This window comes from Pannonibacter phragmitetus DSM 14782, from assembly GCF_000382365.1.
GTDB lineage: Bacteria > Pseudomonadota > Alphaproteobacteria > Rhizobiales > Stappiaceae > Pannonibacter > Pannonibacter phragmitetus.
The window spans coordinates 222319-247484 of sequence record NZ_KB908215.1; the positions used below are offsets into that span (position 1 = coordinate 222319).

General features: G+C 64.0%; 24 protein-coding genes. 10 read left to right on the plus strand and 14 right to left on the minus strand.

The window, feature by feature from the left end; genetic code table 11:
* Nucleotides 1–2: 2 nt before the first annotated feature.
* Together H163_RS0101040 and H163_RS0101045 are read right to left on the minus strand one after the other, a co-directional pair.
* Complete coding sequence (locus H163_RS0101040; RefSeq protein ID WP_457169782.1) at nt 3–494, minus strand: Lrp/AsnC family transcriptional regulator; 492 nt, start codon at nt 492–494, stop codon at nt 3–5.
* A gap of 172 nt (nt 495–666) precedes the next feature.
* On the minus strand, nt 667–1299 hold the full coding sequence (locus tag H163_RS0101045; protein ID WP_051105294.1) for a uracil-DNA glycosylase family protein: 633 nt from the start codon (nt 1297–1299) through the stop codon (nt 667–669).
* A 169-nt stretch (nt 1300–1468) separates the two neighbouring features.
* Here H163_RS0101045 and H163_RS24875 point away from each other — a divergent pair, with 169 nt between their 5' ends.
* Entirely contained in the window at nt 1469–3022 is a 1554-nt protein-coding gene (locus H163_RS24875) for a sensor histidine kinase (RefSeq protein WP_019962681.1), read from the plus strand.
* A 13-nt stretch (nt 3023–3035) separates the two neighbouring features.
* On the opposite strand, the gene cobT is transcribed toward H163_RS24875, so the two are convergent.
* The gene (gene cobT / locus H163_RS0101055) at nt 3036–4055 is read right to left on the minus strand and encodes a nicotinate-nucleotide--dimethylbenzimidazole phosphoribosyltransferase (RefSeq protein ID WP_019962682.1); all 1020 of its coding nucleotides are present in this window, start codon (nt 4053–4055) and stop codon (nt 3036–3038) included.
* A gap of 111 nt (nt 4056–4166) precedes the next feature.
* Between cobT and cobS the strand changes: the two genes are divergently transcribed.
* From cobS to H163_RS0101075, 4 genes are read left to right on the plus strand one after another with little or no spacing between them, the layout of a single operon-like run.
* Nucleotides 4167–5006 carry an adenosylcobinamide-GDP ribazoletransferase gene (cobS, locus tag H163_RS0101060; RefSeq protein ID WP_019962683.1) on the plus strand — a complete coding sequence of 280 codons (840 nt, stop codon included), beginning with the start codon at nt 4167–4169 and terminating at the stop codon, nt 5004–5006.
* Between the two features lie 17 nt (nt 5007–5023).
* Nucleotides 5024–6193, plus strand: a complete 1170-nt coding sequence (locus H163_RS0101065; RefSeq protein WP_040677743.1) for an alpha/beta hydrolase — start codon at nt 5024–5026, stop codon at nt 6191–6193.
* Between the two features lie 32 nt (nt 6194–6225).
* Nucleotides 6226–6444, plus strand: coding sequence for a DUF1289 domain-containing protein (locus H163_RS0101070; protein WP_019962685.1), 219 nt, complete (start codon nt 6226–6228; stop codon nt 6442–6444).
* 12 nt (nt 6445–6456) lie between these two features.
* Nucleotides 6457–7161, plus strand: a complete 705-nt coding sequence (locus H163_RS0101075) for a retropepsin-like aspartic protease family protein (protein ID WP_019962686.1) — start codon at nt 6457–6459, stop codon at nt 7159–7161.
* Nucleotides 7162–7182: 21 nt separating this feature from the next.
* Here the strand turns inward: H163_RS0101075 and H163_RS0101080 are convergent, their stop codons facing one another.
* Together H163_RS0101080 and dusA are read right to left on the minus strand one after the other, a co-directional pair.
* Entirely contained in the window at nt 7183–8004 is an 822-nt protein-coding gene (locus H163_RS0101080; RefSeq protein ID WP_026355317.1) for a sulfite exporter TauE/SafE family protein, read from the minus strand.
* A gap of 77 nt (nt 8005–8081) precedes the next feature.
* Nucleotides 8082–9173 carry a tRNA dihydrouridine(20/20a) synthase DusA gene (gene dusA, locus H163_RS0101085; protein WP_019962688.1) on the minus strand — a complete coding sequence of 364 codons (1092 nt, stop codon included), beginning with the start codon at nt 9171–9173 and terminating at the stop codon, nt 8082–8084.
* A 255-nt stretch (nt 9174–9428) separates the two neighbouring features.
* Between dusA and H163_RS0101090 the strand changes: the two genes are divergently transcribed.
* The gene (locus tag H163_RS0101090) at nt 9429–9974 is read left to right on the plus strand and encodes a peroxiredoxin (protein WP_019962689.1); all 546 of its coding nucleotides are present in this window, start codon (nt 9429–9431) and stop codon (nt 9972–9974) included.
* A 209-nt stretch (nt 9975–10183) separates the two neighbouring features.
* Here H163_RS0101090 and H163_RS0101095 read toward each other — a convergent pair whose 3' ends face one another.
* Nucleotides 10184–10963 (minus strand): SDR family oxidoreductase, encoded by a 780-nt coding sequence (locus H163_RS0101095; RefSeq protein WP_019962690.1) that lies wholly within the window; start codon nt 10961–10963, stop codon nt 10184–10186.
* Nucleotides 10960–11283 carry a nuclear transport factor 2 family protein gene (locus H163_RS0101100; RefSeq protein WP_019962691.1) on the minus strand — a complete coding sequence of 108 codons (324 nt, stop codon included), beginning with the start codon at nt 11281–11283 and terminating at the stop codon, nt 10960–10962. The genes H163_RS0101095 and H163_RS0101100 overlap by 4 nt, the downstream gene beginning before the upstream one ends.
* A gap of 47 nt (nt 11284–11330) precedes the next feature.
* Between H163_RS0101100 and H163_RS0101105 the strand changes: the two genes are divergently transcribed.
* Nucleotides 11331–12281 carry a LysR family transcriptional regulator gene (locus tag H163_RS0101105; RefSeq protein WP_026355318.1) on the plus strand — a complete coding sequence of 317 codons (951 nt, stop codon included), beginning with the start codon at nt 11331–11333 and terminating at the stop codon, nt 12279–12281.
* A 102-nt stretch (nt 12282–12383) separates the two neighbouring features.
* Here the strand turns inward: H163_RS0101105 and cydX are convergent, their stop codons facing one another.
* The 6 genes from cydX to H163_RS0101135 all read right to left on the minus strand — a co-directional run bounded on the left by cydX (nt 12384) and on the right by H163_RS0101135 (nt 20906).
* A complete protein-coding gene (cydX, locus tag H163_RS23870) occupies nt 12384–12497 on the minus strand; it encodes a cytochrome bd-I oxidase subunit CydX (RefSeq protein WP_019962693.1) in 114 nt (37 codons plus the stop codon).
* Nucleotides 12498–12509: 12 nt separating this feature from the next.
* Complete coding sequence (gene cydB, locus H163_RS0101115) at nt 12510–13664, minus strand: cytochrome d ubiquinol oxidase subunit II (RefSeq protein ID WP_019962694.1); 1155 nt, start codon at nt 13662–13664, stop codon at nt 12510–12512.
* A gap of 4 nt (nt 13665–13668) precedes the next feature.
* Nucleotides 13669–15252: a cytochrome ubiquinol oxidase subunit I gene (locus tag H163_RS0101120; RefSeq protein ID WP_040677746.1), complete on the minus strand. Its 1584-nt coding sequence runs from the start codon at nt 15250–15252 to the stop codon at nt 13669–13671.
* Nucleotides 15253–15508: 256 nt separating this feature from the next.
* Complete coding sequence (gene cydC / locus H163_RS0101125; protein WP_019962696.1) at nt 15509–17173, minus strand: thiol reductant ABC exporter subunit CydC; 1665 nt, start codon at nt 17171–17173, stop codon at nt 15509–15511.
* Nucleotides 17170–18978: a thiol reductant ABC exporter subunit CydD gene (cydD, locus tag H163_RS21895; RefSeq protein WP_019962697.1), complete on the minus strand. Its 1809-nt coding sequence runs from the start codon at nt 18976–18978 to the stop codon at nt 17170–17172. The genes cydC and cydD overlap by 4 nt, the downstream gene beginning before the upstream one ends.
* A gap of 428 nt (nt 18979–19406) precedes the next feature.
* Nucleotides 19407–20906 carry a CoA-acylating methylmalonate-semialdehyde dehydrogenase gene (locus H163_RS0101135; RefSeq protein ID WP_019962698.1) on the minus strand — a complete coding sequence of 500 codons (1500 nt, stop codon included), beginning with the start codon at nt 20904–20906 and terminating at the stop codon, nt 19407–19409.
* A gap of 133 nt (nt 20907–21039) precedes the next feature.
* Here H163_RS0101135 and H163_RS0101140 point away from each other — a divergent pair, with 133 nt between their 5' ends.
* Nucleotides 21040–21921, plus strand: coding sequence for a LysR family transcriptional regulator (locus H163_RS0101140; protein WP_040677906.1), 882 nt, complete (start codon nt 21040–21042; stop codon nt 21919–21921).
* Nucleotides 21922–21933: 12 nt separating this feature from the next.
* Here the strand turns inward: H163_RS0101140 and H163_RS0101145 are convergent, their stop codons facing one another.
* Nucleotides 21934–22455, minus strand: coding sequence for an AAA family ATPase (locus H163_RS0101145; RefSeq protein WP_019962700.1), 522 nt, complete (start codon nt 22453–22455; stop codon nt 21934–21936).
* Nucleotides 22456–22577: 122 nt separating this feature from the next.
* Here H163_RS0101145 and H163_RS0101150 point away from each other — a divergent pair, with 122 nt between their 5' ends.
* Both H163_RS0101150 and H163_RS0101155 read left to right on the plus strand, forming a co-directional pair.
* Nucleotides 22578–23504, plus strand: a complete 927-nt coding sequence (locus tag H163_RS0101150) for a pirin family protein (protein WP_019962701.1) — start codon at nt 22578–22580, stop codon at nt 23502–23504.
* A 116-nt stretch (nt 23505–23620) separates the two neighbouring features.
* Nucleotides 23621–25123 carry an ABC transporter substrate-binding protein gene (locus tag H163_RS0101155; protein WP_019962702.1) on the plus strand — a complete coding sequence of 501 codons (1503 nt, stop codon included), beginning with the start codon at nt 23621–23623 and terminating at the stop codon, nt 25121–25123.
* Nucleotides 25124–25166: the final 43 nt, after the last annotated feature.

Sequence of the window (25166 nt, forward strand, 5' to 3'; positions counted from 1 at the left end):
CATCAGCCCTGACTTTCCGCGCGTGTCTTCTCAACGGGGATGTAGCTCAGCGGCAGTTCCGTCGTGCACTTGATCTGTTCCATGGCAAAGGTGGTCGACACATCGGTGATGTCGATCTTCGAGATCAGCTTCTTGTAGAAGGCATCATAGGCGGCGATATCCGGCACGGTAACGCGCAGCAGATAGTCCACCTGACCGGCCATGCGGTAGAACTCCACCACTTCCGGCAGTTCCTTGATCACATCGGCAAACTTGCGCAGCCAGTCTTCCGTGTGCTGGTTGGTGGTGATGGCGACAAAGGCCGTCACCTTGACATTGACCTTCTCCGGATCCAGCAGGGCAACACGGCCCGTGATCACGCCATCCTCCTCCAGCTTCTGGATGCGGCGCCAGCAGGGCGTGGTGGACAGGCCGACCCGGCGGCCGATCTCGGCGACGGGAACGGTGCAATCCTCCTGCAGGATGGAGAGAATACGCCGGTCGATGCGGTCAATCATGTTCAGGTTCCAGATGCGGTACAACGGCGGCCGGACACTGTCCTGCCACCTCTCATGAGAGAATGGATTTTTGTTTCGTTGGCAAGCGGTAAATGGAAGACTGAACGGGTCCTGACACTGAGTTTGTGACATGCCGGGGAACAATTTTCCTCAACTCAGCACGTCTGCCTCAAGACTGAAGCAGTTGCGCCACCCGGCGGCGCAGTTCCGGGACCAGCTCTTCCTCGAACCAGGGATTGCGGCGCAGCCAGGTGTTGTTGCGCCAGGAGGGATGGGGTAGCGGCAGATAGGCAGGGCCAGCCTGCCCCTCGCTATCTGCCAGGATGGAGCGCCAGTTGCCGACAATCTCCGTCAATCCGGCCCCCTTGAGATGCGGCAGGTGATAGGCCTGCGCATAACGGCCGATGACGAGTACCAGCTTCAGCTGGGGCATGGCCGCAAAGAGGCTGTCATGCCAGGTGGCACGGCACTCCGGGCGTGGCGGCAGATCACCGCCCTTGGCATCGAGGCCCGGAAAGCACAGGCCCATCGGCACGATCGCAACACGTGAGACGTCGTAGAAAACATCATCGCCGATGCCGAGCCAATTGCGCAGGCGGTCCCCGGAAGGGTCCGTAAAAGGTGCGCCGGACGCATGCACGCGGGTTCCGGGCGCCTGCCCTGCAATGCAGAGCCTTGCGGTCTCCGACAGGCGGGCAACCGGGCGCGGCTCGTGCGGAAGCGGCCTGCCGCGGGGAGTTTCAAGACATACCCGGCAGAGCGACACCCGCCGGGCCAGCGGAGCGAGCCCCGGCGAAGCCACGACGCCAACTGCCTTTTCCGGATCACTGTCTGCCGCTGTTTTGCCTTTTTTAACCAAGTCCTTGAGCCGCTTCTTAAGGGTTGCTGATCCAAAACTCAGAAAGAGGCACAGTTGTGTCAAGCATCAGGAAACCACGCGAGGAGGATGGCCGCCTAAGGCCAGAACCGCAATGGCCCAGACTTCCCCCGGCAGGGGCGACCAAAAGACGGCGATCAACCGCGAGCGTGCCCAGCGCCGCCGTGAGGTTGCGCGCACGGTCAGTCAGGTCCGCGACCGCCTGTCGGCGAAGGAGGGCCTTCCGCCTGATTTCAACACCGAGCTGCTGCTGCTCTTTGCAAGGGCGCGTGTCAGCGCGGCATTCGCCGGGCCCATGTTCCTCGTCATCGTGGCCGCCGTCTCTCTCCTGTGGATTTCTCCAGTTCTGGTGGCCTGCTGGCTCATGTTCACGGTGAGCATCTGGGTCCTGACCGTGTCCACCTGCCGGCGTTTCGAACGCATGACGCAGGAAGAGCGCCAGACGAGCCCCTGGCGGCGGCGTTTTACGGTTGGCGATTTCCTTTACGGCCTGTGCTGGGGGGCCTTCTTCCTGCTGCCCGCATCCAGTGGCACGGCAGAAGGCATCGAGATCTTCCAGTTTTCGATCATGCTGATCGTCATTGCCATGGCGACCATGCAGTCTTCCACCCTGCCCCATGCTCTGCTGGCCAGCACCCTTCCGGTGACACTGGCCATGTCGCTGGCGCTGCTGCAGCGCCACGCGCCGCTGCATTATGCCATGGCCGCCATGGCTGTCGGCGCGCAGGGCTTCTTCCTGGTGCTGGGCAACCAGCTGCTGAATTCCTCGCGTGCCATGCTCGCCTTCCGCGCCGAGAAGGACCATCTGATCGCGGAACTGGAGCAGGCCAACGCCGTTTCTGATGAATCCCGCCGCCGCGCCGAAGAGGCGAACCTTGCCAAGTCGCGCTTCCTGGCCACCATGAGCCATGAGCTGCGCACGCCCCTCAACGCCATTCTCGGTTTCTCCGAAATCATGAAGGATGAGGTGATGGGGCCGATGAACAACAAGATCTACCGGGGCTATGCCTCCGACATTCACGGCTCCGGCCAGCACCTGCTGAACCTCATCAACGAGATCCTTGACCTGTCGCGCATCGAGGCGGGCAAGTATGAGCTGAATGAGGAAGCCGTTTCCCTGCAGGATGTGGTGGAAGACTGCCAGAGCATGATGCAGGTGCGCGCAAGGGCCAAGGGGATCGCCATCCGCGAGAGCCACGAGGAAGGCCTTGCCCGCCTTTGGGCCGACGAGCGCGCGCTGCGTCAGGTGATCCTGAACCTCTTGTCCAATGCGGTGAAGTTCACGCCCTCCAACGGCGAGGTGCTGATCCGCATCGGCTCGACAAGCGATGGCGGCCAGTATGTTTCCATCAAGGACAATGGCCCCGGCATTCCGGAAGAGGAAATCCCGATCGTGCTTCAGGCCTTCGGGCAAGGCTCGATGGCCATCAAGAGCGCAGAGCCCGGCACCGGCCTTGGCCTGTCCATCGTCCAGGCTCTCGTCAACCAGCATGGCGGCACATTCGAGCTGAAGTCCCGCCTGCGCGAGGGCACCGAGGTGCGTGTCACCCTGCCCTCTGCCCGCGTGCTTCCCGCCATGCCGCAGCTGTTCGACGACATCTATACGCTGCCAGTCCGGCGGCCCAATCTGCGCCGCCGGGCATCCTGATCAGAGCGGGCGCTCAGTCCTTCTGCGAAACGCCGGCGCTGGCAAAGGTTGCCATGTCCGCATGAACCTGCGCCGCCGCCTTGACGATGCCTGCGGCCATGGCCGCACCCGTGCCTTCCCCCAGCCGCATGCCGAGATCCAGCAGCGCCGTCTTGCCCATGGCCTCCAGCGCCCGGCGGTGCGCCGGTTCTGCCGACACATGACCGAAGAGGCAGTGGTCGAGTGTGGACGGGTCCATCTTGTAAAGCACCGCCGCCGCTGCCGTGGAGACGAAGCCATCCACGATCACCGGCGTGCGCTGCAGGCGGGCCGCCAGAATGGCACCGGCCATGGCGGCAATCTCGCGCCCACCCACCTTGCGCAACACTTCCAGCGGGTCCTTCGCGGCCGCGCCCAGGCGTGACACGGCCATTTCCACGGCGACGCGCTTGCGCTCCAGCCCCGCCGCATCCACACCGGTGCCGGGACCAACCCAGTCAGCCGCCGTGCCGCCGAACAGGCCGTTGAAGACGGCAGCAGCCACGGTGGTGTTGGCAATGCCCATCTCGCCAAGGCACAGGAGATCCGTGCCGCCGGCTATCGCTTCCATGCCATAGGCCATGGTGGCAGCGCAGTTCGGCTCGTCCAGCGCGTCCTCATCCGTGATGGAAGGCGTGGGCATGTCGATGGCCAGATCAAAGATCTTCAGGCCCAGATCATAGGCCGCGCAGATCTGGTTGATGGCCGCGCCGCCTGCCGCGAAATTCTCCAGCATCTGCCGTGTCACGCTCTGCGGATAGGCCGAAACGCCCTTGTCAGCGACGCCGTGATTGGTGGCGAAGATGGCAACCAGCGGGCGGGTGATCTTCGGCACAGGCTTGCCGGACCAGGCGGCCAGCCACTCGACAATGCTTTCAAGCTGGCCGAGAGAACCGGCCGGTTTGGTCAGCTGGCTGTCGCGGGCGCGAACGGTTTCCACCGCCGCCTCATCCGGTCCGGGCATTTCGGCCACAAGATTGCGGATATCATCGAAAGGAAGAGCGGACGGGGACATAGACACGAGAGGTGTTCTCCGGACTTGCGGGCAGCGATTGGCGCCAAAGGTTTGCCGTTCTATAAGGCTCCTCCGGCAAAAGACAACCGCCATGGCAAACAGCGAGGGCGCATGACACCGCAAGGCCAGCCGCAGGAGCCTGAAAGCACGCCAGAGAGCAGCGGATGGCTGCGGCAACTCGCCGCCGATACGGCCGCCTGCGTCCGCTTCTTTTCACGTCTGCCGCTGCCTGCCGTCAATAACCTTGATGACCCGGGCTCTGTTCCAGATTTCCGGAAAATCGCAAGGGCCATGCCGCTGGCAGGTGCCGTGACCGGCCTCATTCCGGCGCTGGTTCTGGGGCTGCTTTCCCTCACCGCCCTGCCCGCTCTTGCGATTGCGGCATTGGCTGTGATGACGGCAGCCGCCGTGACCGGCGCGCTGCATGAGGACGGGCTGGCGGATGTGGCGGATGGTTTTTTCGGCGGGGCCACGCCGGAACGGCGGCTGGAGATCATGAAGGACAGCCGCATCGGTGCCTTCGGTGCCATGGCGCTGATCCTGTTCCTGACCCTGCGCATCACGCTGACCGCCGCCCTGCTGGAGCGCACTGGCGCGCCTGCGGCCATGCTGCTGCTGGTTGCAGCGGAGATGCTGAGCCGCACGCTGATGCTCTGGCAGTGGGCCGCTCAGCCCTCTGCCCGGCCGGACGGGCTGGGCGCGCGCTTCGGCGTGCCGGGAGCGGGCGCGGCCCTTAAAGGCGGATTGTTTACGCTGCCGGTTTTTCTTTGCCTGTTCAGTGTGCAACCTGTTTTCGGGGTCATACTTGGATTGGCTCTTGCAATTTATAGTGCCATGTTCACAGCAAAACTGGCACTCAAAGCAATTGGCGGCGTCACAGGAGACGTGTTAGGAGCCATTCAGCAGGTCACCTTGACCGTTTTTCTTGGCGGGCTTCTGGCCTGGACTTGAAGGGGAACAGCCTTCTGATGACAAACCCGGTGCTTCTGTCACGCCGCAGTTTCGGCATGTCTTTTGTGGGGCTTCTGCTGTGCTCCTGCGCAAGCCGCCCTGTCTCCGGGGCACTGGTGCCCACGGACAAACCCGCCCCCGGCGCAAGGGACCACAAGATTCTCATCGCCACCACCCGCAGCCGCACGGACACGCCAAACACCCTGTTTGACGGAGAGCGCAGCGGCGGGCGTGATTTTGCGCAGGCTGTCATTTCCGTGCCGCCCACGCATCTGTCCGGCGCGGTCGAATGGCCAACTGTCCTCCCGGGAGACCCGGCAAAGGAAATGGTCCCCCGGTCCGCCGGTTATCTTCAGGATGCAGCGGCCTTCCGGCGGGAGCTGAAAGCGGAATTGGCTTTACGCCCGCCCAAGCAGCGCTCCGTGATGCTGTTCATCCATGGTTACAACACGCTGTTTGCCGAAGGGCTCTACCGCTTCACGCAGGTGGTGCATGATGCTGGTTTCCCCGGCGTGCCGGTGCTGTTCACCTGGGCGTCGCGCGGGGACATCACCGAATATGTCTATGACCTCAACAGCGCAACGGTTGCGCGTGATGAGCTGCAGGCAACGATCGAGGACATTGCCGCCAGCGGTGCGACGCAAATCAACATACTCGCCCATTCCATGGGCACCTGGCTGCTGATGGAAACCTTGCGGCAGATGACACCGGCGCAGCGGGGCCGCATCAATCAGGTGATCCTGGCCGCACCCGACATTGACCTTGATGTGTTCAAGGACCAGATGCAGCGCATCGGCAAGCTGAAAAGCCCCCTGATCCTGCTGCTGTCGCGCGACGATCAGGCACTTGGCATCTCACGGCTGATTGCCGGCGGGAAGGCACGGGTGGGCGGCTATGACGATGATGCAGCGCTCGCCAAGCTCGGCGCGGTTGTCGTTGATCTCACCGACCTGAAGGGGCCGGACTCGATCAATCACTCCAAGTTTGCCGCCCTCGCCGCCATCGCGCCACAATTGTCATCCGTTCTGGGCCAGAACAAGCTGGACGTGCCCAATGCGGACGGCGGTGCCCTGGCCAGTACGGGCCGCACACTTGGCAGCTTCGTGACAGGCACTGTGAACATCGCTGTGACATTGCCTGTGACTTTGGTGACAACACCGGTTGAGATCGTCACGGGAGGCCGCTAGGCCAAGGGTGTTGCAGGAAACAGGACGGACCGATGGCGGGCATTGAAAGCCCTTGTGTGAAAATCTGCATCATGGACCCGCTGAGCGGGCTGTGCAGGGGCTGTGCCCGGACGCTGGAAGAAATCGCCGGCTGGGCGGGATTTGCCCCTGAGCACCGCCGCGAGGTGATGATGCAGCTTGACGCAAGGCGGGCGCGGATGAGTGCCTCCCCCGGCACGCCCTGCAGCTCTGACGCTGTTCCGGCCATTTGATCAGGAGCACCCATGCGGCAGATCTATGGACTTTCGCTGGCGGTCATCGTGCTTCTCATGATTGCAGCCGGGCTGACCTATCTCTTCGAGTTTCCGGCTTTCGAGGAGGCGTTTTCCGGCACGTCGGAAACGCCGCGCATCGTCGCTATCTCCGCTCTCGGCTTCGTGGTGATGGCAAGCCTCGTGTTTGGCGCTCCGCGCGCGGGCGAAGTGCTGCGGGCTGTGGTGATCTGGGGCCTGCTCGGCCTCGTGCTCGTGGGCGGCTACACCTACCGGACAGAGCTGGTGGCAGGCGGCTACCGCATTCTGGGGGCGCTGGCGCCGGGCATGACCGTGCCGCAGACCGATGGCACCGTCGCCGTGATGCGCGATGCCTCCGGCCACTTTCAGCTGGAAGCGCTGGTGAATGACAACAAGGTCCGGTTTCTCGTCGATACTGGCGCCTCGGCTGTGGTGCTGACAGAACGCGATGCACAGGCCTCGGGTATCGACCCGGAAAGCCTCTCCTATTCCGTGCCCGTGTCCACCGCCAATGGCCGCACCATGGTGGCGCCGGTTAATCTGGCGCAGGTCAGCATCGGCAGTATATCCCTGTCCAACGTGCGCGGCTTTGTCGCCCGCCCCGGCAGCCTGGAAACCAGCCTTCTCGGCATGAGCGCTCTCTCCCGCCTGTCCGGCTGGCAGGTGGAGGGCGAACGGCTGGTGCTGAAGCCGTAAGCCGCGCCGCAGCCTCAGACCTTACAGCAGGCCAATACCGAAGCGGATGGCGACCAGCATCAGGAAGGTGCCGAAGGCGAGTTCCAGGGCGCGTTTGGGCATGCGATGCGCCAGCTTCACCCCATAGGGGGCAGCAAGGGTTGTCAGCGGCATGATGACGGCAACACCCAGCAGGTTGACATAGCCCAGAGAAAACTGCGGCAGCAGAGGCTCGCCCCAGCCGGCCCAGACCATGCCGATGACGCCGGGAATGGAAATGAGCACGCCGGTGCCCGCCGAAGTCGCCACCGCCTGATGGATGGGGCGGCCGTAGAGCGTCATGAAGGTGTTGTTCATCACCCCGCCGCCGATGCCCATGAGCGTGGAGAAGAAGCCGATGAGTGCGCCGCAGAGCGGGCGGATGGGAAAGCCCGGAATGTCGTTGCCGAGGCGCCAGCTGTCCCGGTTGAAGAACATGCGCAGGCTGACGGCCACCGCAATCACCGCAAAGATGCCCTTCAGCCCCTGCCCCGACACATGTGCGGCCACCAGAGACGCGGCGACAACGCCGAGCGGCAGCGGGATGAGCCAGCTTTTCAGCAGCTCCATGTCCACCGCCCCACGCGCCTTGTGGGCGAAGAAGGAGCGCAAAGACGTGGGCACGATGATGCCGAGCGAGGTTGCTACCGCCACATGCATGCGCACCGATTCATCCACGCCCAGAATGGCGAGAAACTGATAGAGCACCGGCACCAGGACCGCCCCGCCGCCAATGCCGAACAGCCCGGCCATGAGCCCGGCGATGATGCCGGAAGCAATGAGCGCGGCAACGAGACCCAGCGTCTCGCCGGTGAGAAGGGACATGTCCATGGGGGCCTCTTGAAAGGACGCTGGCAGGCAGATCGAAAAAATGCGGGCGCGCGGTCAGCCCGCCCGGTCACTCAGGCGGCGCTGTCCGCCATCCGATCTGCCGCCCTTTCCTGTGCCTCGTCAAGGGCAGCAAGGGCCGAAGTGAGTACTTCGAGGCCCGCTCCGGCCTTGACGCCCTCCACCGTGAGGATGCGGCGGAAGAGGCGCGCCCCCGGAACGGCGGTAAATGCCCCCAGCATGTGGCGCGTGATGTGCGACAGGCGGATGCCCCGCGACATGCAATCCTCGATATAGGGAATATAGGCCTCGATGGCCTGACGCGGGCTCACATCGCCCGTCTCCAGCCCATAGATCCGCCGGTCCACAGCGCCCATCAGCGCCGGATCGTGATAGGCAGCGCGGCCCAGCATCACACCGTCAAGACCGGGAAGGCCGTCCGCCTCCGCCAGCAGGGCTTCGCTGGCATCAAGAGAAGGAATGCCGCCGTTGATGCCGATGAACAGCTGCGGCAGCCGCGCCTTGAGGCGCCGCACCCGGCCATAATCCAGCGGCGGGATATCGCGGTTTTCCTTGGGGCTGAGTCCCTTGAGCCAGGCCTTGCGCGCATGCACCCAGAGCGCATCCACACCCGCTGCCAGCACCCGGTCTGCCAAGGCATCCAGCGCCTCTTCCGGGTCCTGATCATCAACGCCGATGCGGCATTTCACCGTAACGGGGATCTTCACCACCGCCTTCATCGCCGCCACGCAATCGGCCACCAGTTGCGGCTCCTGCATCAGGCATGCGCCGAAAGAGCCGGACTGCACCCGGTCGGACGGGCAGCCGACATTGAGGTTCACCTCGTCATAGCCGAAGTCCTCGACAATCCGCGCCGCCACCGCCAGATCCTGCGGCTCCGACCCGCCCAGCTGACAGGCCACCGGATGCTCCCCGCCCGAAAAGCCAAGCAGCTTCTCCCGGTCGCCATGAATCACCGCCCCGGTGGTCACCATCTCCGTATAGAGCAGCGCCCTCGCCGAAAACTGCCGGTGGAAGCTCCTGCAGTGGGTATCAGTCCAGTCCATCATGGGGGCGACGGAGAAAACCGGCGTGCCCGGTGTGTAGATTGCGCTGGAGGCATCAGAGGCATTTGCCCCGGCCGCATTGGGTGTCTTGATCGTCATGGCGCCGCATATACGCCCATTTCCGCAGAAATTCCAGAATGGCGCCGTCATGGCAGCCTTGCCGCGTCATTTGGCAGCGAACTTCCCCACCGCACTGCCGCATGGGGTTGCGGCGTTGCAGCATTTGGGGTAGCGGTTTTTGCGGATGGCCCCTCCCGGCTGTCCAGGCACCCAAATTCAAGGGGCGGCAAGCCCCCTTTCCCGGCACACCTCCCGGCGCTGCTGGAAACACTCATGACTTCAAGGAGTTGACCCATGCTCGGCAGAAACGTTCCCGATGTGACCTTCCGTACCCGCGTGCGTGACGAAAGCGTTGGCGGGCCGAACCCGTTCCGCTGGGAAGACAAGACCACGGCCGACTATTTTGGCGGCAAGCGCGTGGTGCTGTTCTCCCTGCCCGGCGCCTTCACGCCGACCTGCTCCACCTATCAGCTGCCGGATTTCGAGAAGCTGTTCGGCGAGTTTCAGGCGCTCGGTGTCGATGCCATCTACTGCATCTCGGTCAATGATGCCTTCGTGATGAACGCCTGGGCCAAGGCTCAGGAGATCAAGAACGTTCAGGTCATCCCGGATGGCTCGGGCGAATTCACCCGCAAGATGGGCATGCTAGTCGCCAAGGACAACGTCGGCTTCGGCATGCGCTCCTGGCGCTATGCGGCCGTCGTGGACAATGGCCGCGTCGAGAAGTGGTTCGAGGAAGAAGGTTTCTCCGACAACTGCGCCACCGACCCCTATGGCGTCTCCTCGCCGCAGAACATCCTCGAAGCCCTGAAGGCGGACGCGGCCACCAAGGCCGCCTGATCTGGCTTTCCGGTTCGGCGGACAAAACAAACCCCGGCGCGAGACATCACGCCGGGGTTTGTTGTTTGGGGAGAGGCCGCGCGAGTGGAGAGGCAACGGCGTGGATGCCACGGTCAAAGCCGTGGCATGACGAAAAGCGGAGGGGCTGGCGCTCCGGATTGAGTGCCTGACCAGCGGTTACATGCAGTGGCGGTTACATGCAGTGGCGGTTACACTGTTGGCACGGTTCCCCCGTCGATGGTGTATTCGCTGCCGGTGATCGAGGCGGCGCGGCTGGAGGCCAGGAAAGCGATCAGGTTGGCGACCTCCTCAGGTTTTGCCGGGCGGCCCAGCGGAATGCCGCCCAGCGCGTCCATGATGATCTTCTTTCCGCCCTCAAGGTCTGTGCCCGCTTCCCTCGCAAGGCGCTCCGCCAGATGAACCGAGGCTTCCGTCTCGATCCAGCCCGGCGACACCCGGACCACCCGGACGCCCTTGGGCGAAACTTCCTTCGAGAGGGCCTTGCTGTAGGCCGACAGCGCCGCCTTGGCTGCGGCATATCCGGTGGTGGCTTCCGGCAGCGGCATCACGCTCTGGATGGAGGTGACATGCACGACCACGCCACTTCCCCGGGCTGCCATCTCCGGGACCAGCAGCCGGTCCAGCCGGACGGCAGGCAAAAGATTGAGCGACAGTTCCTGCTGCCAGTGATCTTCCGTCAGCGCTGCAAAGCCGCCGCCGGGGGCTGACGAGCCCCCCAGCATGTGGACAATAATGTCGGTGCCGCCGAGCCGCTGGCGTGCAGCCTCAGCGACGGTCTGGCAGCCCGCAGGGGTGGAAAGGTCCGCTTCGACGAAAAGCTCCTCCGGCAGGCTTGCCGGACGCGCCCGCGCCGTGGTCAGGACCTGCGCGCCCAGCTCGCGGAAAAGGCTCACCACCGCAGCACCCGCCCCCTTGGTTCCGGCGGTGACGAGCACCCGCTTGCCCTCCAGATCGAGGAAGCCGCTCATGCTGTGATCTCCAGCGCGGCAATTTCGCCATCCCAGAGGGTAAAAGCATAAGAAAGGGTGAGCGGACTGCCGGGAAAGTCACCGCTCACCTTGGCACGGACGAAAGCCTTGCCATCGCCAGACTTGGCTTCAAAGGGCTCGGCAACAAACTGGGACGCCGCCTTGGCTGCGCTCCACCAGCTGCGAATGGCGGTCCTGCCTTTGTGGTGGGCGCCTTCGTCCTGAACGACTGCGTCAGCCGCAAACGCATTCGACAGCGCCTCTGCGTCGTTGCGGCTGTCTGCGTCAAAAAACGCTTTCACGATACCGGGCATTTCCATCGTGTGTCTCCTTTTCCGATGACACGACTTTAGCCCTCAAGCATTGTATGGATAAGCAGGACAAACATGCATGCCGTGATGAACGGAGCGGGACAATGGAACAGGCCAGCCTGAGGGAACTTGAAGCGGTCATCGCCATTGCACGGCGGAGAACATTCCGGGCAGCGGCCATCGAACTCGGCATGTCGACGACGGCGCTCAGCCACACGGTCAGCAAGCTGGAGGCGGGGCTGGGGGTACGGCTGTTCAACCGGACCACGCGCAGCGTTTCGCTGACGGAGGCCGGCCGGCTTTTCGTGCAGCAGATTTCGCCTGCGCTCCAGGATCTGCATACGGCTTTGGATAGCGTGCGTGCGCAACGCGGCACCCCGTCCGGAACGATACGGATCAACGCCGCCCCCTTTGCAGCCCGCGCGATCCTTTCGCCGCTCGTGCTGGAGTTTCTGCGCCGCTATCCGGAGATGCACGCCGATATCGTCACCGAAGGCAAGATGGTCGATATTGTCCGGGACGGGTTCGATCTGGGTGTCAGGGTTGCGGGGCTCGTTCCGAGCGACATGATCGCCGTATCACTGGGCAAGCCCCAGCGGCATGCGGTGGTGGGAAGCCCTGCCTATTTCGAGAAACATGGCCGGCCGATGGTGCCGCCCGATCTGCTCAATCACCGGTGCATCCGCGTTCGCCTGCCCGATGGCGCGCTGTTCCGCTGGTGGTTCGAAAAGGAGGGCGAGCAGCTGCATCTTGATGTGCCGGGGCCAATCACCCTCGATGAGGCCAGCCTCGTGCGGGCAGCTGCGCTTGAAGGCACCGGTGTGGGCTATACGATGGAACAGGAAGCGCTTGCGGACATCGAAGCGGGACGCCTTGTCCGGGTCCTGGAGGACTGGACACCGCCTTATCCGGGACTGTGCCTCTATTATCCCGGCCGCCGCAATCTTTCCGCTGGTGTGCGGGCGTTTCTGGACCTTGCCAGGGAATATGCGCGCCGCAGCGGATGAACGGCGGAACGTTCCGGGACTGCCAGCACAGAGACCACGAAACAAAGATGCCACGGCCGTGGCCGTGGCATGAGGCAGCACCGGTGGGCTGCTTCTTCGTTCTCAGCTTGCCTTCTTCTGCTTTTCGGTGTCCTCGCGCATTTCAAGCCACATGGCGTTGAGGATGGCGAGGCAGCAGGCCAGAGGCATGCCGAGGATCCAGGCGAAGTACCACATGGGCAGGCTCCTTCAGTAAGCCGAATGATCGTTGGCGACGCTCTGCTCGCTCACCTTGCCCCACAGCACCCGGTAGACATAGGCGGTGTACATGAGGATCAGCGGCAGGAAGATGATGGTCGCAACGAGCATGTTGAACAGGGTGGCGTGGCTTGAGGACGAGTCCCATACCGTCAGTCCGGCCTGCGGCTGCAGCGAGCTGGGCAGGATGAAGGGGAACATGGACGCGCCCACCGTGGCGATGATGCCGAAGACGGAGAGCTTGGAGGAGATGAATGTCAGCGCCTCGAAGCGGGTGTTGAGGCCGATGAGCGCGCCAAGTGCCCCGGCAAAGCCGAGCACGGGGGCGATGATCATCCAGGGATAGAGGCTGTAATTCTCCATCCAGGCGCCAGGCGCCCGTTCCACCACCTTGGCCAGCGGGTTGGCCTGCATCTGCGGGTCAATGGCGCTGGTGATGCGGTAACCCTCGACAAAGCCGGAGGAGATGGCAAGGCCGCCCAGTGCGAAGAGCGCGATGACCGCGAGCGCGGCAACCGTGCCGTAGAAGCGGCCGCGCCTTGCCACCACGCCATCCGCCTTGAGGCCGAGCCAGGCTCCGCCGTGCATGACCAGCATGGCGACGGACAACAAGCCGCAGAGCAGCGCGAAGGGCGAGAACAGGCCGAAGAACGAGCCGGAGTAGGTCATCCGCAGGTCATTGTCGAAGCTGAAGGGCACGCCCTGCAGCGCGTTGCCGACGGCCACGCCAAACACCAGCGCAGGCACGGCACTGCCGGTGAACAGCGCCCAGTCCCAGCGGCTGCGCCAGGCCGGATCCGGGCTCTTGGAGCGGTACTTGAAGGCGACGGGGCGCAGGATGAGCGCGGCCAGCGCCACGAACATGGCAAGGTAGAAGCCGGAGAAGCTGACCGCATAAAGCGCGGGCCAGGCAGCGAAGATGGCCCCGCCCCCCAGCACCAGCCACACCTGATTGCCTTCCCAGGTGGGGGCGATGGAGTTGATGGCGACGCGGCGCTCGATATCAGTGCGCCCGACCACCGGCAGCAGGGTGCCGACGCCCATATCGAATCCGTCCGTTGCGGCAAAGGCGATCAGCAGGATGCCGAGCAGACCCCACCAGAGGAGCTTGAGTACGGAATAGTCGATGAGTTCATAAAGGACCATGGTCTTACTCCGCAGCAATCTGGATGGGACGGGGCGCGCTCATGCCCGTTTCGGGAACGGAAGGCTCCTCGGGCCCCTTGCGGATGAACTTCAGCAGCAGCTTCACTTCGATGACCAGCAGCACGGTGTAGAGCGTCACGAAGCCGGCCAGCGTCAGCAGCACTTCCGTGACCGTGAGGCTGGAGACACCGGCGGCTGTTGTCAGCACACCTTCGATGATCCACGGCTGGCGGCCATATTCGGCGACGAACCAACCCATCTCGCAGGCGAGCCAGGGCAGCGGAATGGACCAGACGGCCACATGCAGCAGCCAGCGCTGGTTCTGGCGCACCGCTTCCAGCTTGCCTGCGGAGGAGAGATAGAAGAACACTGCCGTCAGCAGGATGAAGAAGAAGCCGCAGGCGACCATGATGCGGAAGGCATAGAACATCGGCCAGACATTGGGCACCGTGTTCCAGGCGGCAGCATCGATCTGAGCCTCCGTCGCCTGTGTCAGCGTGTCCGTGTGGGGCTCAAGCAGATAGCCATAGCCCAGATCCTGCACATGCTGCTGGAACAGCTCACGCTTTTCCGGCGTGTCGTCTCCGGCGCGGATCTCGCGCAGGGTCTCAAGGGCAATGGCGCCGGAACGGATACGGTCCTTCGACTGCTCCACCAGCTCCTTGATGCCGGGCATTTCCTGATCCAGCGAGCGGGTGGCGATGAGGCCCATCACGTAAGGCACGTGGATGGCAAAGCTGTTCTCGCGCTTTTCCATGTCCGGAATGGCGATGATGTTGAAGGAGGCGGGTGCGGGCTCTGTCTCCCACATGGCTTCCATCACGGCCAGCTTCATCTTCTGGTTCGTGTTGGCCTCGTAGCCGCTTTCATCGCCCAGAACCACCACCGACATGGCCGAGGCAAAGCCGAAGGCAGCGGCAACGGCGATGGAACGGCGGGCAAGCTCCAGATGACGGCCCTTGAGCATGTACCAGGCCGAAACGCCCAGAACGAACAGCGCCGCCGTGACGTAGCCGGCGGAGACCGTGTGCACGAACTTGGACTGTGCCACCGGGTTGAAGATCACTTCGTAGAAGCTCGCCACTTCCATGCGCATGGTATCGACATTGAACACCGCACCGATGGGGTGCTGCATCCAGCCATTGGCGATGAGGATCCACAGGGCGGAGAAATTGGTGCCGAGCGCCATGGCCCAGGTGGCTGTCAGATGGCCGCGCGGGGTCATCTTGTCCCAGCCGAAGAAGAACAGGCCGACGAAGGTTGCCTCCAGGAAGAAGGCCATCAGCCCCTCGATGGCCAGCGGCGCACCGAAGATGTCGCCCACATACTGGCTGTAGTAGCTCCAGTTCATGCCGAACTGGAACTCCATGGTCAGACCCGTGGACACGCCCAGCACGAAGTTGATGCCGAACAGCGTACCCCAGAATTTGACCATACGCTTCCAGATCTCGCGGCCCGTCATCACATAGACGGTTTCCATGACCGCCAGAATGACAGAGAGCCCGAGAGTGAGTGGCACGAAGAGAAAGTGATAAAGCGCAGTCATGGCAAACTGCAGACGAGAGAGTTCTACGACCCCGATATCCATGGCTTGTCTCCCGTCCCGGACTGGCGCGAGAGCCCCATCTCGCGTTCCGCCGGTGACATAGTTTCGGATTTGACGAACTATAATAGAACGCTGGTGGACGATTTGTTACCAACAGTTGCCGCGGCGGTTTCGCGCAGGGGCAACAAGGTCCAGCCCGTAGCGTATTTCAGACTGATGACGCCTTGATTTCAAAGGTTTCGCCCCCTCTTGATACGTACAAGCCCCGATTTCAGACAATTGATGCGCCTGATCGAGATCAAGACTGGCGGAAGTGCAGAACGCGGGTGGCGCGGTCCATTTCACGTCTGTGATGCGAGATCATCAGAACGGCAGATTCGCCGCGCAAGCTTTCGATCGTGTCGAGCACGCGGGCAGCGCTTTGCAGGTCAAGCCCTTCCGTCACCTCGTCCAGCAGCCACAGGCGGGGACGCTGCAAGAGCGCCCGGGCCAGCGTGAAGCGCCGGGCCTCGCCGCCGGAAAGGCCGGTACTGCCCTGCCCCAGGGGGCTCAGCAGCCCTTCCGGCCGGGCAGCGATGACATCCTGAAGACCCACCCGCTCCAGCGCCTGCCACATCTCGTCCGGAGTTGCCTCCGGGGCGGCAAGGCGCAGGTTTTCGGCCACCGTCCCGGCGAAGAGGACGGGCTTTTGAGTGACCACGGCGGCAGAGCGGCGCAGCGCTGCCTCATCCAGAGCTTTGAGGGGCTGCCCCTCCAGCCAGATCTGGCCGCTGTCCGGCGGCATCAGACGGCTGGCGAGGGCCAGAACCGTGGACTTGCCGCAGCCGCTGGGTCCGGCGAGGCAGAGCCATTCGCCCGGGGCAACCGTGAGGCTGAAATCTTCCAGCACGGGGCGGATGGCGCCGGGATAGGTGAAGCCCACTGACGACAGTGCCAGCACGGCGCCTGCGGGGGCGGTTCCGGCATGAGAGGCTGCAGCAGGTTCTGCCGGACGGACACCGGCACTGGCGGCAAGCGGCACCAGCCGGTCCGCCGCGCGGCGGGTGCGGGTGAAGGCGGCAAGGCCGGGCAGCAATCCGGCCAGAGTTTCGGCCAAAGCCAGCGAGGCCAGAATGACACCTGCGGCAATGGCAGCGCCCGCCAGCCCGCCTTCCACTTCACGTGCCATCACGGCCAGCGCAATGGCGGCAATCGCTTGCCCCGAGGCCATGACGGCAAGTTCCGCGCGGGAGGTGACATGCTCAATGCGGCGGGCAGCCTTGGCGCGGCGCCGGTCGGCGGAAAGAACCGAACCCACCGGCTGCTCCAGCCCGCCATAGACGGCAAGGTCACGGCGGCCAGCCACGAGATCAACGGTGCGCAGGCGTATCGCCTCTTCGGCCGCTTCCGCCCTTCGCGCTTCCCCTGCCATGGCGAGCGCCATGACCCGGCGGGCAGCGCCCAGCAGCACCAGCGGGCCAAGCAGCACCAGCAGCAGGGCCGCAGGCACAAGGCTGGCGGCCATGAGCGCTGCCACCGCCAGCACGGCGGCCAGCGCCGCGGCAGGCACGGCGAGGCGCAGATACACCCGGTCGAGCTGGTCGATATCCAGCGTCAGGCGCGAGAGCTTCAGACCGCTGCGGCTCTGCAAGGCGCTGGCAGCACGGCGGTGGGAAAAGCCGGCGAAGACACGGGCGCGCAGATCCGCCAGGAAACGGAAGGTGGCGTCATGGGTCAGCATCCGCTCGCCATAGCGCCCGGCGGTGCGGGCAATGGCAAAGGCGCGGATGAGCGCGCTGGGGACGAAGAAGTTCAGCAGCGTGCCGGCCACCCCTGCGAGCGCAGAGGCGGTGATGAACCAGCCGGACACGCCAAGCAGCAGGAAACCCGCCAGCGCGGGAACGAGAGCCGCCGCGAGCCCCAGAAGGAAACTGGCGCGGCCAGCGGCGAATTGCAGGCGCAGGAGCTGAAGGACAGATCTCATTCGGCCACCTCCGGCAGGCTCTGGGGCTCAAGATCTAACACCCGGCCCGGCAGCGCGAGAAGCGCCGGATCGTGGCTGGCGATGAGCGCGCTGCGGCCCCGGCACAGGACTTTAAGGCCCGCGATGACGACGGCCGCAGTGTCCTCATCGAGCCCGGCGGTGGGTTCGTCCGCCAGCACCAGCAGCGGATCAGGCCGCAGCATGGCGCGGGCAAGGGCGATACGGCGCGCCTCGCCAACCGAGAGGCCGAAGCCATCCTCACCGAGGCTGGTCGCAAGGCCGCGCGGCATCTGTTCGACGAGAGACCTTGCCCCGGCCAGTTCCAGCGCGGCCCAGAGATCCGTGTCGCTTGCCTCCGGCGCCGCACGGCGCAGGTTGGCGCGCACAGAGCCGAAGAACAGGCGCGGGTCCTGCGACAGCCAGGCAATACGGCTGCGCCAGAGCCGCTGGTCCAGCGCGGAAAGTGGTGTACCGCTGATCAGGATTTCGCCCGACAGCGGCGGATTGAGGCCGATGAGCGCATCCATCAGGGTGGATTTGCCCGAGCCGCTCGGCCCGCGCAGATGCAGCAGTTCACCCGGGCGCAGATCAAGATCAAGCCCGGCGAGTACTGGCCGGTTCTCGTGACCAAGCGTGACAGAGCGGAACGTGACGGCCACCGGCCCGGCAGGCGGCGTCATGGCTGGCTGAGCTGGCGTGATGGCTGCATCTGCCTCCGCCATGGGCAGGAGAGCCAGATGCCCGGCTGCGGCCTGCGCGCCCGCCTTGTCGTGATAGGCAGCGGCAAAGGCCCGCAGGGGCGAGAAGAACTCCGGCGCCAGCAGCAGCACGAACAGGCCGGACCACAGGTCAACCGGCGCGCCCCATGTGCCGAAATTGAGCTGCCCGAGCAGGGAAAAGCCGACATAGACCGCAACAAAGGCAACGCCCAGCGCGCTGAACAGCTCCAGAACCGTGGAGGAGAGGAAGGCGATGCGCAGCACCTTCATGGTCGCCACACGGAAGGACTGCCCGGCATCTGCCACCTGCCGGCCCGTACGCTCTGCCGCGCCCATAAGCTTGAGGGTTTCGAGACCGGCCAGCCTGTCCATCAAGAACCCGCCAAGCCGGGTCAGTTCGCCCTGCTGTTCGTCAGAGGCCGATTGTGCCCGCATGCCGATGAGGGCCATGAACAGCGGGATCATGGGACCAGCCACCAGTAGAATCACGGCCACGAACCAGTTGACCCAGAAGCTGATGAGCAGGATCGCGAGCGGCGCCAGAACCAGCCGGATGCGGATCGGCAGGAAGCGGCGGATATAGGGGCCCACGGCCTCCACCTGATCGGTGACGGCGGCCGCCACCGCACCGCTGACCGGCAGTTGTGCGGCAGGACCTGCCTGGGCAAGGCCGGTGAGCAGGCGGCGGCGCAGGGTGGTTTTCACCCGCTCGGAGGCGTCAAAGGCAAGGCGGCTTGCGGCCAGCGAGAGCGCGTAGCGCAGGACAGCCAGCAGGATGACAATGCCGGCCATCACCTGCGCCGTTTCAAGGGAAGACAGCGGCGTGGGCCAGCCGGGAAGTTTCAGGGCAACGGGAAAGGCAATCTGCACCACTGCCGTGGCAATGGCAGCGGCCTGCGCGATCCAGAGACACTCAGCAAACCCCGCCAGCATCCCGGCACGGGAAATGATCCGCCGCTCCGGCTCTGTCATGGCGCGCAGCAGCGCCGTTCCGGCCGGAACGGGTTTTGCCGGAGCCTTGCCAGCCTCCACGCCATGCGCCGGGCAGCCGTCCGCTGCCGTATGGGCGCCAGTTTGCTCGCTCATGCGTTTCCTGACCGGCCGCACGAAGCAGCCTTGTCTGTCCCCCAACAGGGCCAGCCGCCATGCGGGTCACGGCAGCCAGCTTTACCTTAGTCCGGTTATAGACTGGCCACGGAAGGAGGCAACTTGGGAAAAAAACGCGTTTTGTCGCATTTGGACAGGAAACTTCCGATGGCCTGCCACCCTTCCCCTCGCTCCGTCCTGCCATGACTTGATCATGGCATCCATGCCGTGCCGTTCCAGCCCGCGCCGGGGTGCGCAAGTTTCCGGGGCACCCCGCAGAGAGAGGGCACGGCATGGATGCCACGGGCGGGACCGTGGCATGACGGAGGTGGAGGGGCAGTGGAGGTGTAGACGCCGCTGTGGTGATCGCATCGGTCAGAAGCAGAAAGGGCGGCATGGCCGCCCTTTCCATCTCAATCCAGATCCGATCAGCGCATCGTCGGGATGACGAATTCAGCGCCGTCCTTGATGCCCGAGGGCCAGCGGGAGGTGACCGTCTTGGTGCGGGTGTAGAACTTGAAGGCATCCGGGCCGTGCTGGTTCAGGTCGCCGAAGCCGGACTTCTTCCAGCCGCCGAAGGTGTGGTAGGCGAGCGGAACCGGGATCGGCACGTTGATGCCGACCATGCCGATGTTGATGCGCGAGGCAAAGTCGCGGGCCGCATCACCATCACGGGTGAAGATGGCAGCGCCATTGCCGTATTCATGGCTCATCGGCAGGTCGATGGCTTCCTCATAGGTCTTGGCGCGGACAACAGAAAGGACCGGGCCGAAGATCTCGGTCTTGTAGATCTCCATGTCCTTGGTGACGTTGTCGAACAGGCAGCCGCCGATGAAATAGCCATTCTCATAGCCCTGGAGCCTGAAGTTACGGCCATCGACAACGAGCTTGGCGCCTTCCGCAACGCCCTTGTCCACGAGGCCCTTGACGCGGGTGTAGGCGTCCTTTGTGACCAGCGGGCCGAAGTCGATGTCGTTGCCGCCGGTGTAAGGCCCGATCTTGAGGCTTTCAACGCGGGGAGCAAGCTTGGCGATGAGGCGGTCGGCCGTGTCTTCGCCCACCGGAACGGCAACGGAAATCGCCATGCAGCGCTCGCCTGCCGCGCCATAGCCGGCGCCGACCAGAGCATCCACCGCCTGATCCATGTCAGCATCCGGCATGATGATCATGTGGTTCTTGGCGCCGCCGAAGCACTGCACGCGCTTGCCGGCCGCGCAGCCGCGCGAATAGACGTAATGGGCGATTGCGGTGGAGCCGACGAAGCCGACGGCCTGGATGATATCGTCATCCAGAATTGCGTCCACGCTGTCCTTGTCGCCGTTGACCACGTTAAGGATACCAGCTGGCAGGCCAGCCTCGATCATCAGCTCGGCCAGCATCAGCGGCACGGAAGGATCGCGCTCGGACGGCTTCAGAATGAAGGCATTGCCCGCTGCGATGGCCGGGCAGAACTTCCACATCGGGATCATGGCCGGGAAGTTGAACGGGGTGATGCCAGCGACAACGCCCAGCGCCTGGCGCATGGAATACATGTCGATGCCGGGGCCAGCACCTTCGGTGAACTCACCCTTCATCAGGTGCGGCACGCCGATGCAGAACTCGGCCACTTCGAGACCGCGGATCACGTCGCCCTTGGCGTCGGGAATGGTCTTGCCATGCTCGCGGGACAGGGCCTCGGCCAGCTTGTCCATGTCGCGGTGCAGAAGGTCGACGAACTTCATCAGCACGCGGGCGCGCTTCTGCGGGTTCTGGGCGGCCCAGGCAGGCTGGGCAGCAGCGGCATTTTCGACGGCAGCGCGCAGCTCGGCCTTGGTGGCCAGCGCCACCTGCGCCTGAACTTCACCGGTTGCCGGGTTGAAGACATCGGCAAAGCGGCCAGAGGTGCCCTCCACGTGCTTGCCGCCGATGAAATGTCCGATCTTGCGCATCTGCTTTCCTCCGGGCTGGTGATGCCTCGCATGGCATCCATTTTGATGCCCTTGTCTTGCCTTTGTTATTTTGCAAAAACAACAGCGCATTTCCCGTAACCGCTGTGCATTTTTGCACATCAAGGAGCGCAGCATGAACTGGGATGACCTGAGGATCTTTCTGGCCGTGGCCCGGGCGGGCCAGATGCTGGGCGCCGCAAAGCGGCTGGGGGTGAACCATGCCACGGTCGCCCGGCGGCTGACCGCGCTGGAAGACAGCCTCAACACACGGCTGGTGGAGCGCGGCACCACCGGCTGCAGCCTGACGGAAGCGGGCGAACGGCTGCTGCCCGCAGCCGAGCGGATGGAGGCGGAATTGCTGGCGGCCAGTTCCGGCCTCTCCGGCACGCATCCAGGCATCAGCGGCACGGTGCGCATCGGCGCGCCGGATGGCTTCGGCGTCACCTATCTCGCTCCGCGCCTTGCCCGGCTGACGCGGGCGCATCCGGGGCTGACCATCCAGCTTGTGCCAATGCCGCGCTCCTTCTCGCTCTCCCGGCGCGAGGCGGATATTGCGGTGACCATCGAACGGCCGGAGCATGGGCGGCTGGTGGCGGCGAAACTGGTGGATTATGCCCTCGGCCTTTATGCCTCCACGGAGTATCTCGCCCGGCGCGGCACACCGCAGACGCTGGCGGATCTTTCAGAGCATGATCTCGTCGGCTCGGTGGAAGACCTCATCTATTCCCCTGCCCTCAACTATGCAGCCGATTTTACCCGCAACTGGACATCGCGCTTCGAGATCGCCTCGGCCCTTGGCCAGACGGAGGCGGTGCGGGCGGGCGCAGGCATCGGCATCCTGCATGCCTTTATTGCCCGCAATGACGCAAACCTCCGCCCCGTTCTGCCAGAAGTGCAGGTGAAGCGGGCCTACTGGATGGTGACGCACGAAAGCTCCCGCCCGCTGCGCCACATCGCCGCCGTTCAAGACTTCCTGCGCGCCTGCGTGGCGGAGGACAGGGCGATGTTCGGGTGAGGAATGCTGGGCCTATGGCCGCTCCACGGTTTCGAGAAAGGCCCTGACCTCAGCAAGGTTTTTCAGGCGGTGCACAGTCAGATGCGGCGGCGGGGATTGCCAGACCTCCAGGAGCTTAGCGCGGGCCGAGTGCCGGGTTGTCCAGATGAAATGCAGGAACTTCAGCGTTTCCTTGCTGAACTGTTCGGGACAGCCTTCCGTCAGATCCGGACGGCTTTGCCCGCGGTAGCGCCAGCTGCGGCGCAGCACCCGGACCATGCGCAGCCAGACCGGCACATCAAGCCAGATGAAGGTATCTGCCCGCGCAATCCGCTCCGGATAGGTGCGCGAATGGCCGCCCTCGAAGATCCAGCACTCCTGCTGGTGGACTTCGCTGCTCAGCCGGTCCTTGTCCTCCTTGCTGCGCTCGACCCAGCCCGGCAGCCAGTGGATCTTGTCCATGTGAAAGACCGGCAGGCCCGTGCGCTCGCCCAGCTGCCGGGCGAGGATGCTTTTGCCTGAACCGGGGCCGCCAACAATCATCACGCGCTGCATGTTCGGTCTCTGCTGAAATGGAATTGAACGGGAGAGGAAACAGACTGTTCAATGGACAGGTTTGGCGAAGAAGGCCACCTTAAAGGTGAAATATGGCAAGGTTTCGCACGAGGAGAGAGACAATGACCTGGCTGAATGCACCTGACCCGGTTCCCGGTGATGCAGCGAGCTGCGACCAGATCGAGACGGTGATCATGCCGCGCACGTCGGATCTTGGCGGCTTCGAGGTGCGGCGGGCGCTGCCCTCCAGCCGGCGGCGCATGGTCGGGCCTTTCATCTTCTTCGATCAGATCGGCCCGGCAGAACTGATTGTCGGCGGTGGCGTGGATGTGCGGCCGCATCCGCATATCGGCCTTGCCACCGTCACCTACCTGCTGGAAGGCGAGCTCTACCACCGCGACAGCCTCGGCTCAGACCAGTTGATCAAGCCGGGTGAACTGAACTGGATGTCCTCCGGGCGCGGCATCGTGCATTCGGAACGGGAGCGGGACGAGCGCAAGGCGGCGCCACGGCCCCTGTTCGGCACCCAGAGCTGGGTGGCGCTGCCCAAACACCTGGAGGAGAGCGAGCCCTTCTTTGCCCACCATTCCGATGCGGCCTTGCCTGCCCTGAGTGATCAGGGAGCAACCGTTCGCATTGTTGCGGGCGGGCTTTACGGGGCGCAGTCGCCGGTGAAGACGGCAACCGATCTCTTCTTCGCCGATGTGCATCTGAAGGCAGGCGCCCGCATTCCGCTGGATGCTGGTTATGAGGAGCGCGCAATCTATATGCTGCAAGGCGAAGTCGAGGTGTCCGGCCAGACCTTTGGCCCGGCGCAGCTGCTCGTCTTCAAGCCCGGCGACCGGCTGGAGATCCGCGCCACGGCGAAGGGCCCTGCCCGCTTCATGCTGCTGGGCGGCGAGCCGATGGACGGGCGGCGCTACATCTGGTGGAATTTCGTCTCCTCGTCGAAGGAACGGATCGAACAAGCCAAGGAAGACTGGCGCAAGGGCCGCTTCGACATTGTGCCGGGCGATGAGGAAGACTTCATTCCGCTGCCCGAGGCATGAGCGGAGAGGCCTGACGGACAGGGCAGATAGTTTTGCCGAGTTTTCACTTCCCTTCCCCGGCAGGCTGGTTAAACTCCTGAACACAAAGCGGAGTTCAACCGTTGGGGGAATGGGAAATGACGCGGATTTCAGCCCTTGGCCTGCGCCGGATGGCGCTTTGCAGTCTCTCGGCGTTTGCAATCCTTGCTGCAGCCCCCGCAGAGGCAGCGCGCACGGACGTGACGCTCGGCGTACGGCTGGAGCCGCCCCATCTTGACCCCACTGCAGGCGCGGCAGCCGCCATTGACGAGGTGGTGTTCATCAACCTCTTTGAAGGCCTGACGCAGGTTGCGGCCGATGGCACGGTGAAGCCCACGCTGGCCGAAAGCTGGACCATCTCGGACGATGGCAAGACTTACACATTCAAGCTGCGCGAAGGCGTGACCTTCCATGACGGCACCAGCTTTGATGCCGGGGACGTGAAGTTTTCGCTGGAGCGGGCCAAGGCAGACGGCAGCGTCAACGCCCAGAAAGCCCGTTTCGAGGCGGTCGAAAGCGTCGAGGTCTCCAGCCCCTCCGAAGTAACGATCACCCTGAAACAGCCTGTTGGTGACTTCATCACCCTTCTGGGCACGGGCGATGCCGTGATCGTGGCGCCGGAAAGCGCGGCGACCAACAAGACGGCTCCCGTCGGCACCGGGCCTTTCCGCTTCGGCCAGTGGGTGCAGGGTGACCGGGTGGAACTGCAGAAGAATGCGGACTACTGGGGCACACCGGTGAAGCTGGACAAGGCCGCATTCAAGATCATTGGCGACAATGCGGCCTCCTTCTCGGCGCTGATGTCGGGCGATGTGGACGGTTTCCCGATCTATCCGGCGCCGGAAAACCTGCCGCAATTCGAGGCTGATCCGCGCTTTGCCGTGGTGGTGGGCACGACAGAGGGCGAGACGGTGCTGGCCACCAACAATGCCCGCAAACCGTTTGATGACCTGCGGGTGCGGCAGGCCATCGCGCATCTGATCGACCGGCAGGCGCTGATTGACGGGGCACAGTTCGGCTATGGCACGCCCATCGGCTCGCATTTTGCCCCGCATGCTCCGGCCTATGAAGATCTGACCGGCACCTATCCCTTCGACGTCGAAAACGCCAAGGCCCTGCTGGCGGAGGCCGGCTATGCGGATGGCTTCAAGGCAACGCTGAAACTGCCGCCCCCGGCCTATGCCCGCCGCAGCGGGGAAATTCTGGCCGCCCAGTTCAAGGAAGCGGGCATTGAGCTGGAAATCATTCCGCTGGAATGGGCGCAGTGGCTGGAGCAGGTGTTCAAGGGCAAGGACTATGACCTCAGCATCGTTGCCCATACCGAAGCCAATGATATCGATATCTATGGGCGCGATGACTACTACTTCAATTACAAGAACCCCGCCTTCAACGAGCTGATGGCAAAGGTCAGCGTCACCAGCGATGAGGCGGAGCGCAATGCGCTGCTGCGGCAGGCGCAGGAAATGCTGGCGAAGGATGCCGTCAACGGCTTCCTGTTCCAGCTGCCCAAGACCGGCGTTTGGGACGTGAAGCTGAAGGGCCTTTGGGAAAACGCGCCCGTGCAGGCCAATGACCTGACCGGCGTCTATTGGGAAGACTGAGGCGCATGGGGGCCAGCACGCAGAAGGGGCGCTGCCTCTCCGC

Coding starts and splice junctions, on each gene's coding strand:
- H163_RS0101120 (WP_040677746.1), bottom strand. CDS start 15,252: ATGGATATCGGGGTCGTAGAACTCTCTCGTCTGCAGTTTGCCATGACT.
- H163_RS0101140 (WP_040677906.1), top strand. CDS start 21,040: ATGAACTGGGATGACCTGAGGATCTTTCTGGCCGTGGCCCGGGCGGGC.
- dusA (WP_019962688.1), bottom strand. CDS start 9,173: ATGACGATCAAGACACCCAATGCGGCCGGGGCAAATGCCTCTGATGCC.
- cydC (WP_019962696.1), bottom strand. CDS start 17,173: ATGAGATCTGTCCTTCAGCTCCTGCGCCTGCAATTCGCCGCTGGCCGC.
- H163_RS0101090 (WP_019962689.1), top strand. CDS start 9,429: ATGCTCGGCAGAAACGTTCCCGATGTGACCTTCCGTACCCGCGTGCGT.
- cobT (WP_019962682.1), bottom strand. CDS start 4,055: ATGTCCCCGTCCGCTCTTCCTTTCGATGATATCCGCAATCTTGTGGCC.
- cydX (WP_019962693.1), bottom strand. CDS start 12,497: ATGTGGTACTTCGCCTGGATCCTCGGCATGCCTCTGGCCTGCTGCCTC.
- H163_RS0101135 (WP_019962698.1), bottom strand. CDS start 20,906: ATGCGCAAGATCGGACATTTCATCGGCGGCAAGCACGTGGAGGGCACC.
- H163_RS0101070 (WP_019962685.1), top strand. CDS start 6,226: ATGGCGGGCATTGAAAGCCCTTGTGTGAAAATCTGCATCATGGACCCG.
- H163_RS0101100 (WP_019962691.1), bottom strand. CDS start 11,283: ATGGAAATGCCCGGTATCGTGAAAGCGTTTTTTGACGCAGACAGCCGC.
- H163_RS0101095 (WP_019962690.1), bottom strand. CDS start 10,963: ATGAGCGGCTTCCTCGATCTGGAGGGCAAGCGGGTGCTCGTCACCGCC.
- H163_RS24875 (WP_019962681.1), top strand. CDS start 1,469: ATGGCCCAGACTTCCCCCGGCAGGGGCGACCAAAAGACGGCGATCAAC.
- H163_RS0101075 (WP_019962686.1), top strand. CDS start 6,457: ATGCGGCAGATCTATGGACTTTCGCTGGCGGTCATCGTGCTTCTCATG.
- H163_RS0101105 (WP_026355318.1), top strand. CDS start 11,331: ATGGATAAGCAGGACAAACATGCATGCCGTGATGAACGGAGCGGGACA.
- H163_RS0101065 (WP_040677743.1), top strand. CDS start 5,024: ATGACAAACCCGGTGCTTCTGTCACGCCGCAGTTTCGGCATGTCTTTT.
- H163_RS0101155 (WP_019962702.1), top strand. CDS start 23,621: ATGACGCGGATTTCAGCCCTTGGCCTGCGCCGGATGGCGCTTTGCAGT.
- H163_RS0101150 (WP_019962701.1), top strand. CDS start 22,578: ATGACCTGGCTGAATGCACCTGACCCGGTTCCCGGTGATGCAGCGAGC.
- H163_RS0101080 (WP_026355317.1), bottom strand. CDS start 8,004: ATGTCCCTTCTCACCGGCGAGACGCTGGGTCTCGTTGCCGCGCTCATT.
- cydB (WP_019962694.1), bottom strand. CDS start 13,664: ATGGTCCTTTATGAACTCATCGACTATTCCGTACTCAAGCTCCTCTGG.
- H163_RS0101145 (WP_019962700.1), bottom strand. CDS start 22,455: ATGCAGCGCGTGATGATTGTTGGCGGCCCCGGTTCAGGCAAAAGCATC.
- cydD (WP_019962697.1), bottom strand. CDS start 18,978: ATGAGCGAGCAAACTGGCGCCCATACGGCAGCGGACGGCTGCCCGGCG.
- cobS (WP_019962683.1), top strand. CDS start 4,167: ATGACACCGCAAGGCCAGCCGCAGGAGCCTGAAAGCACGCCAGAGAGC.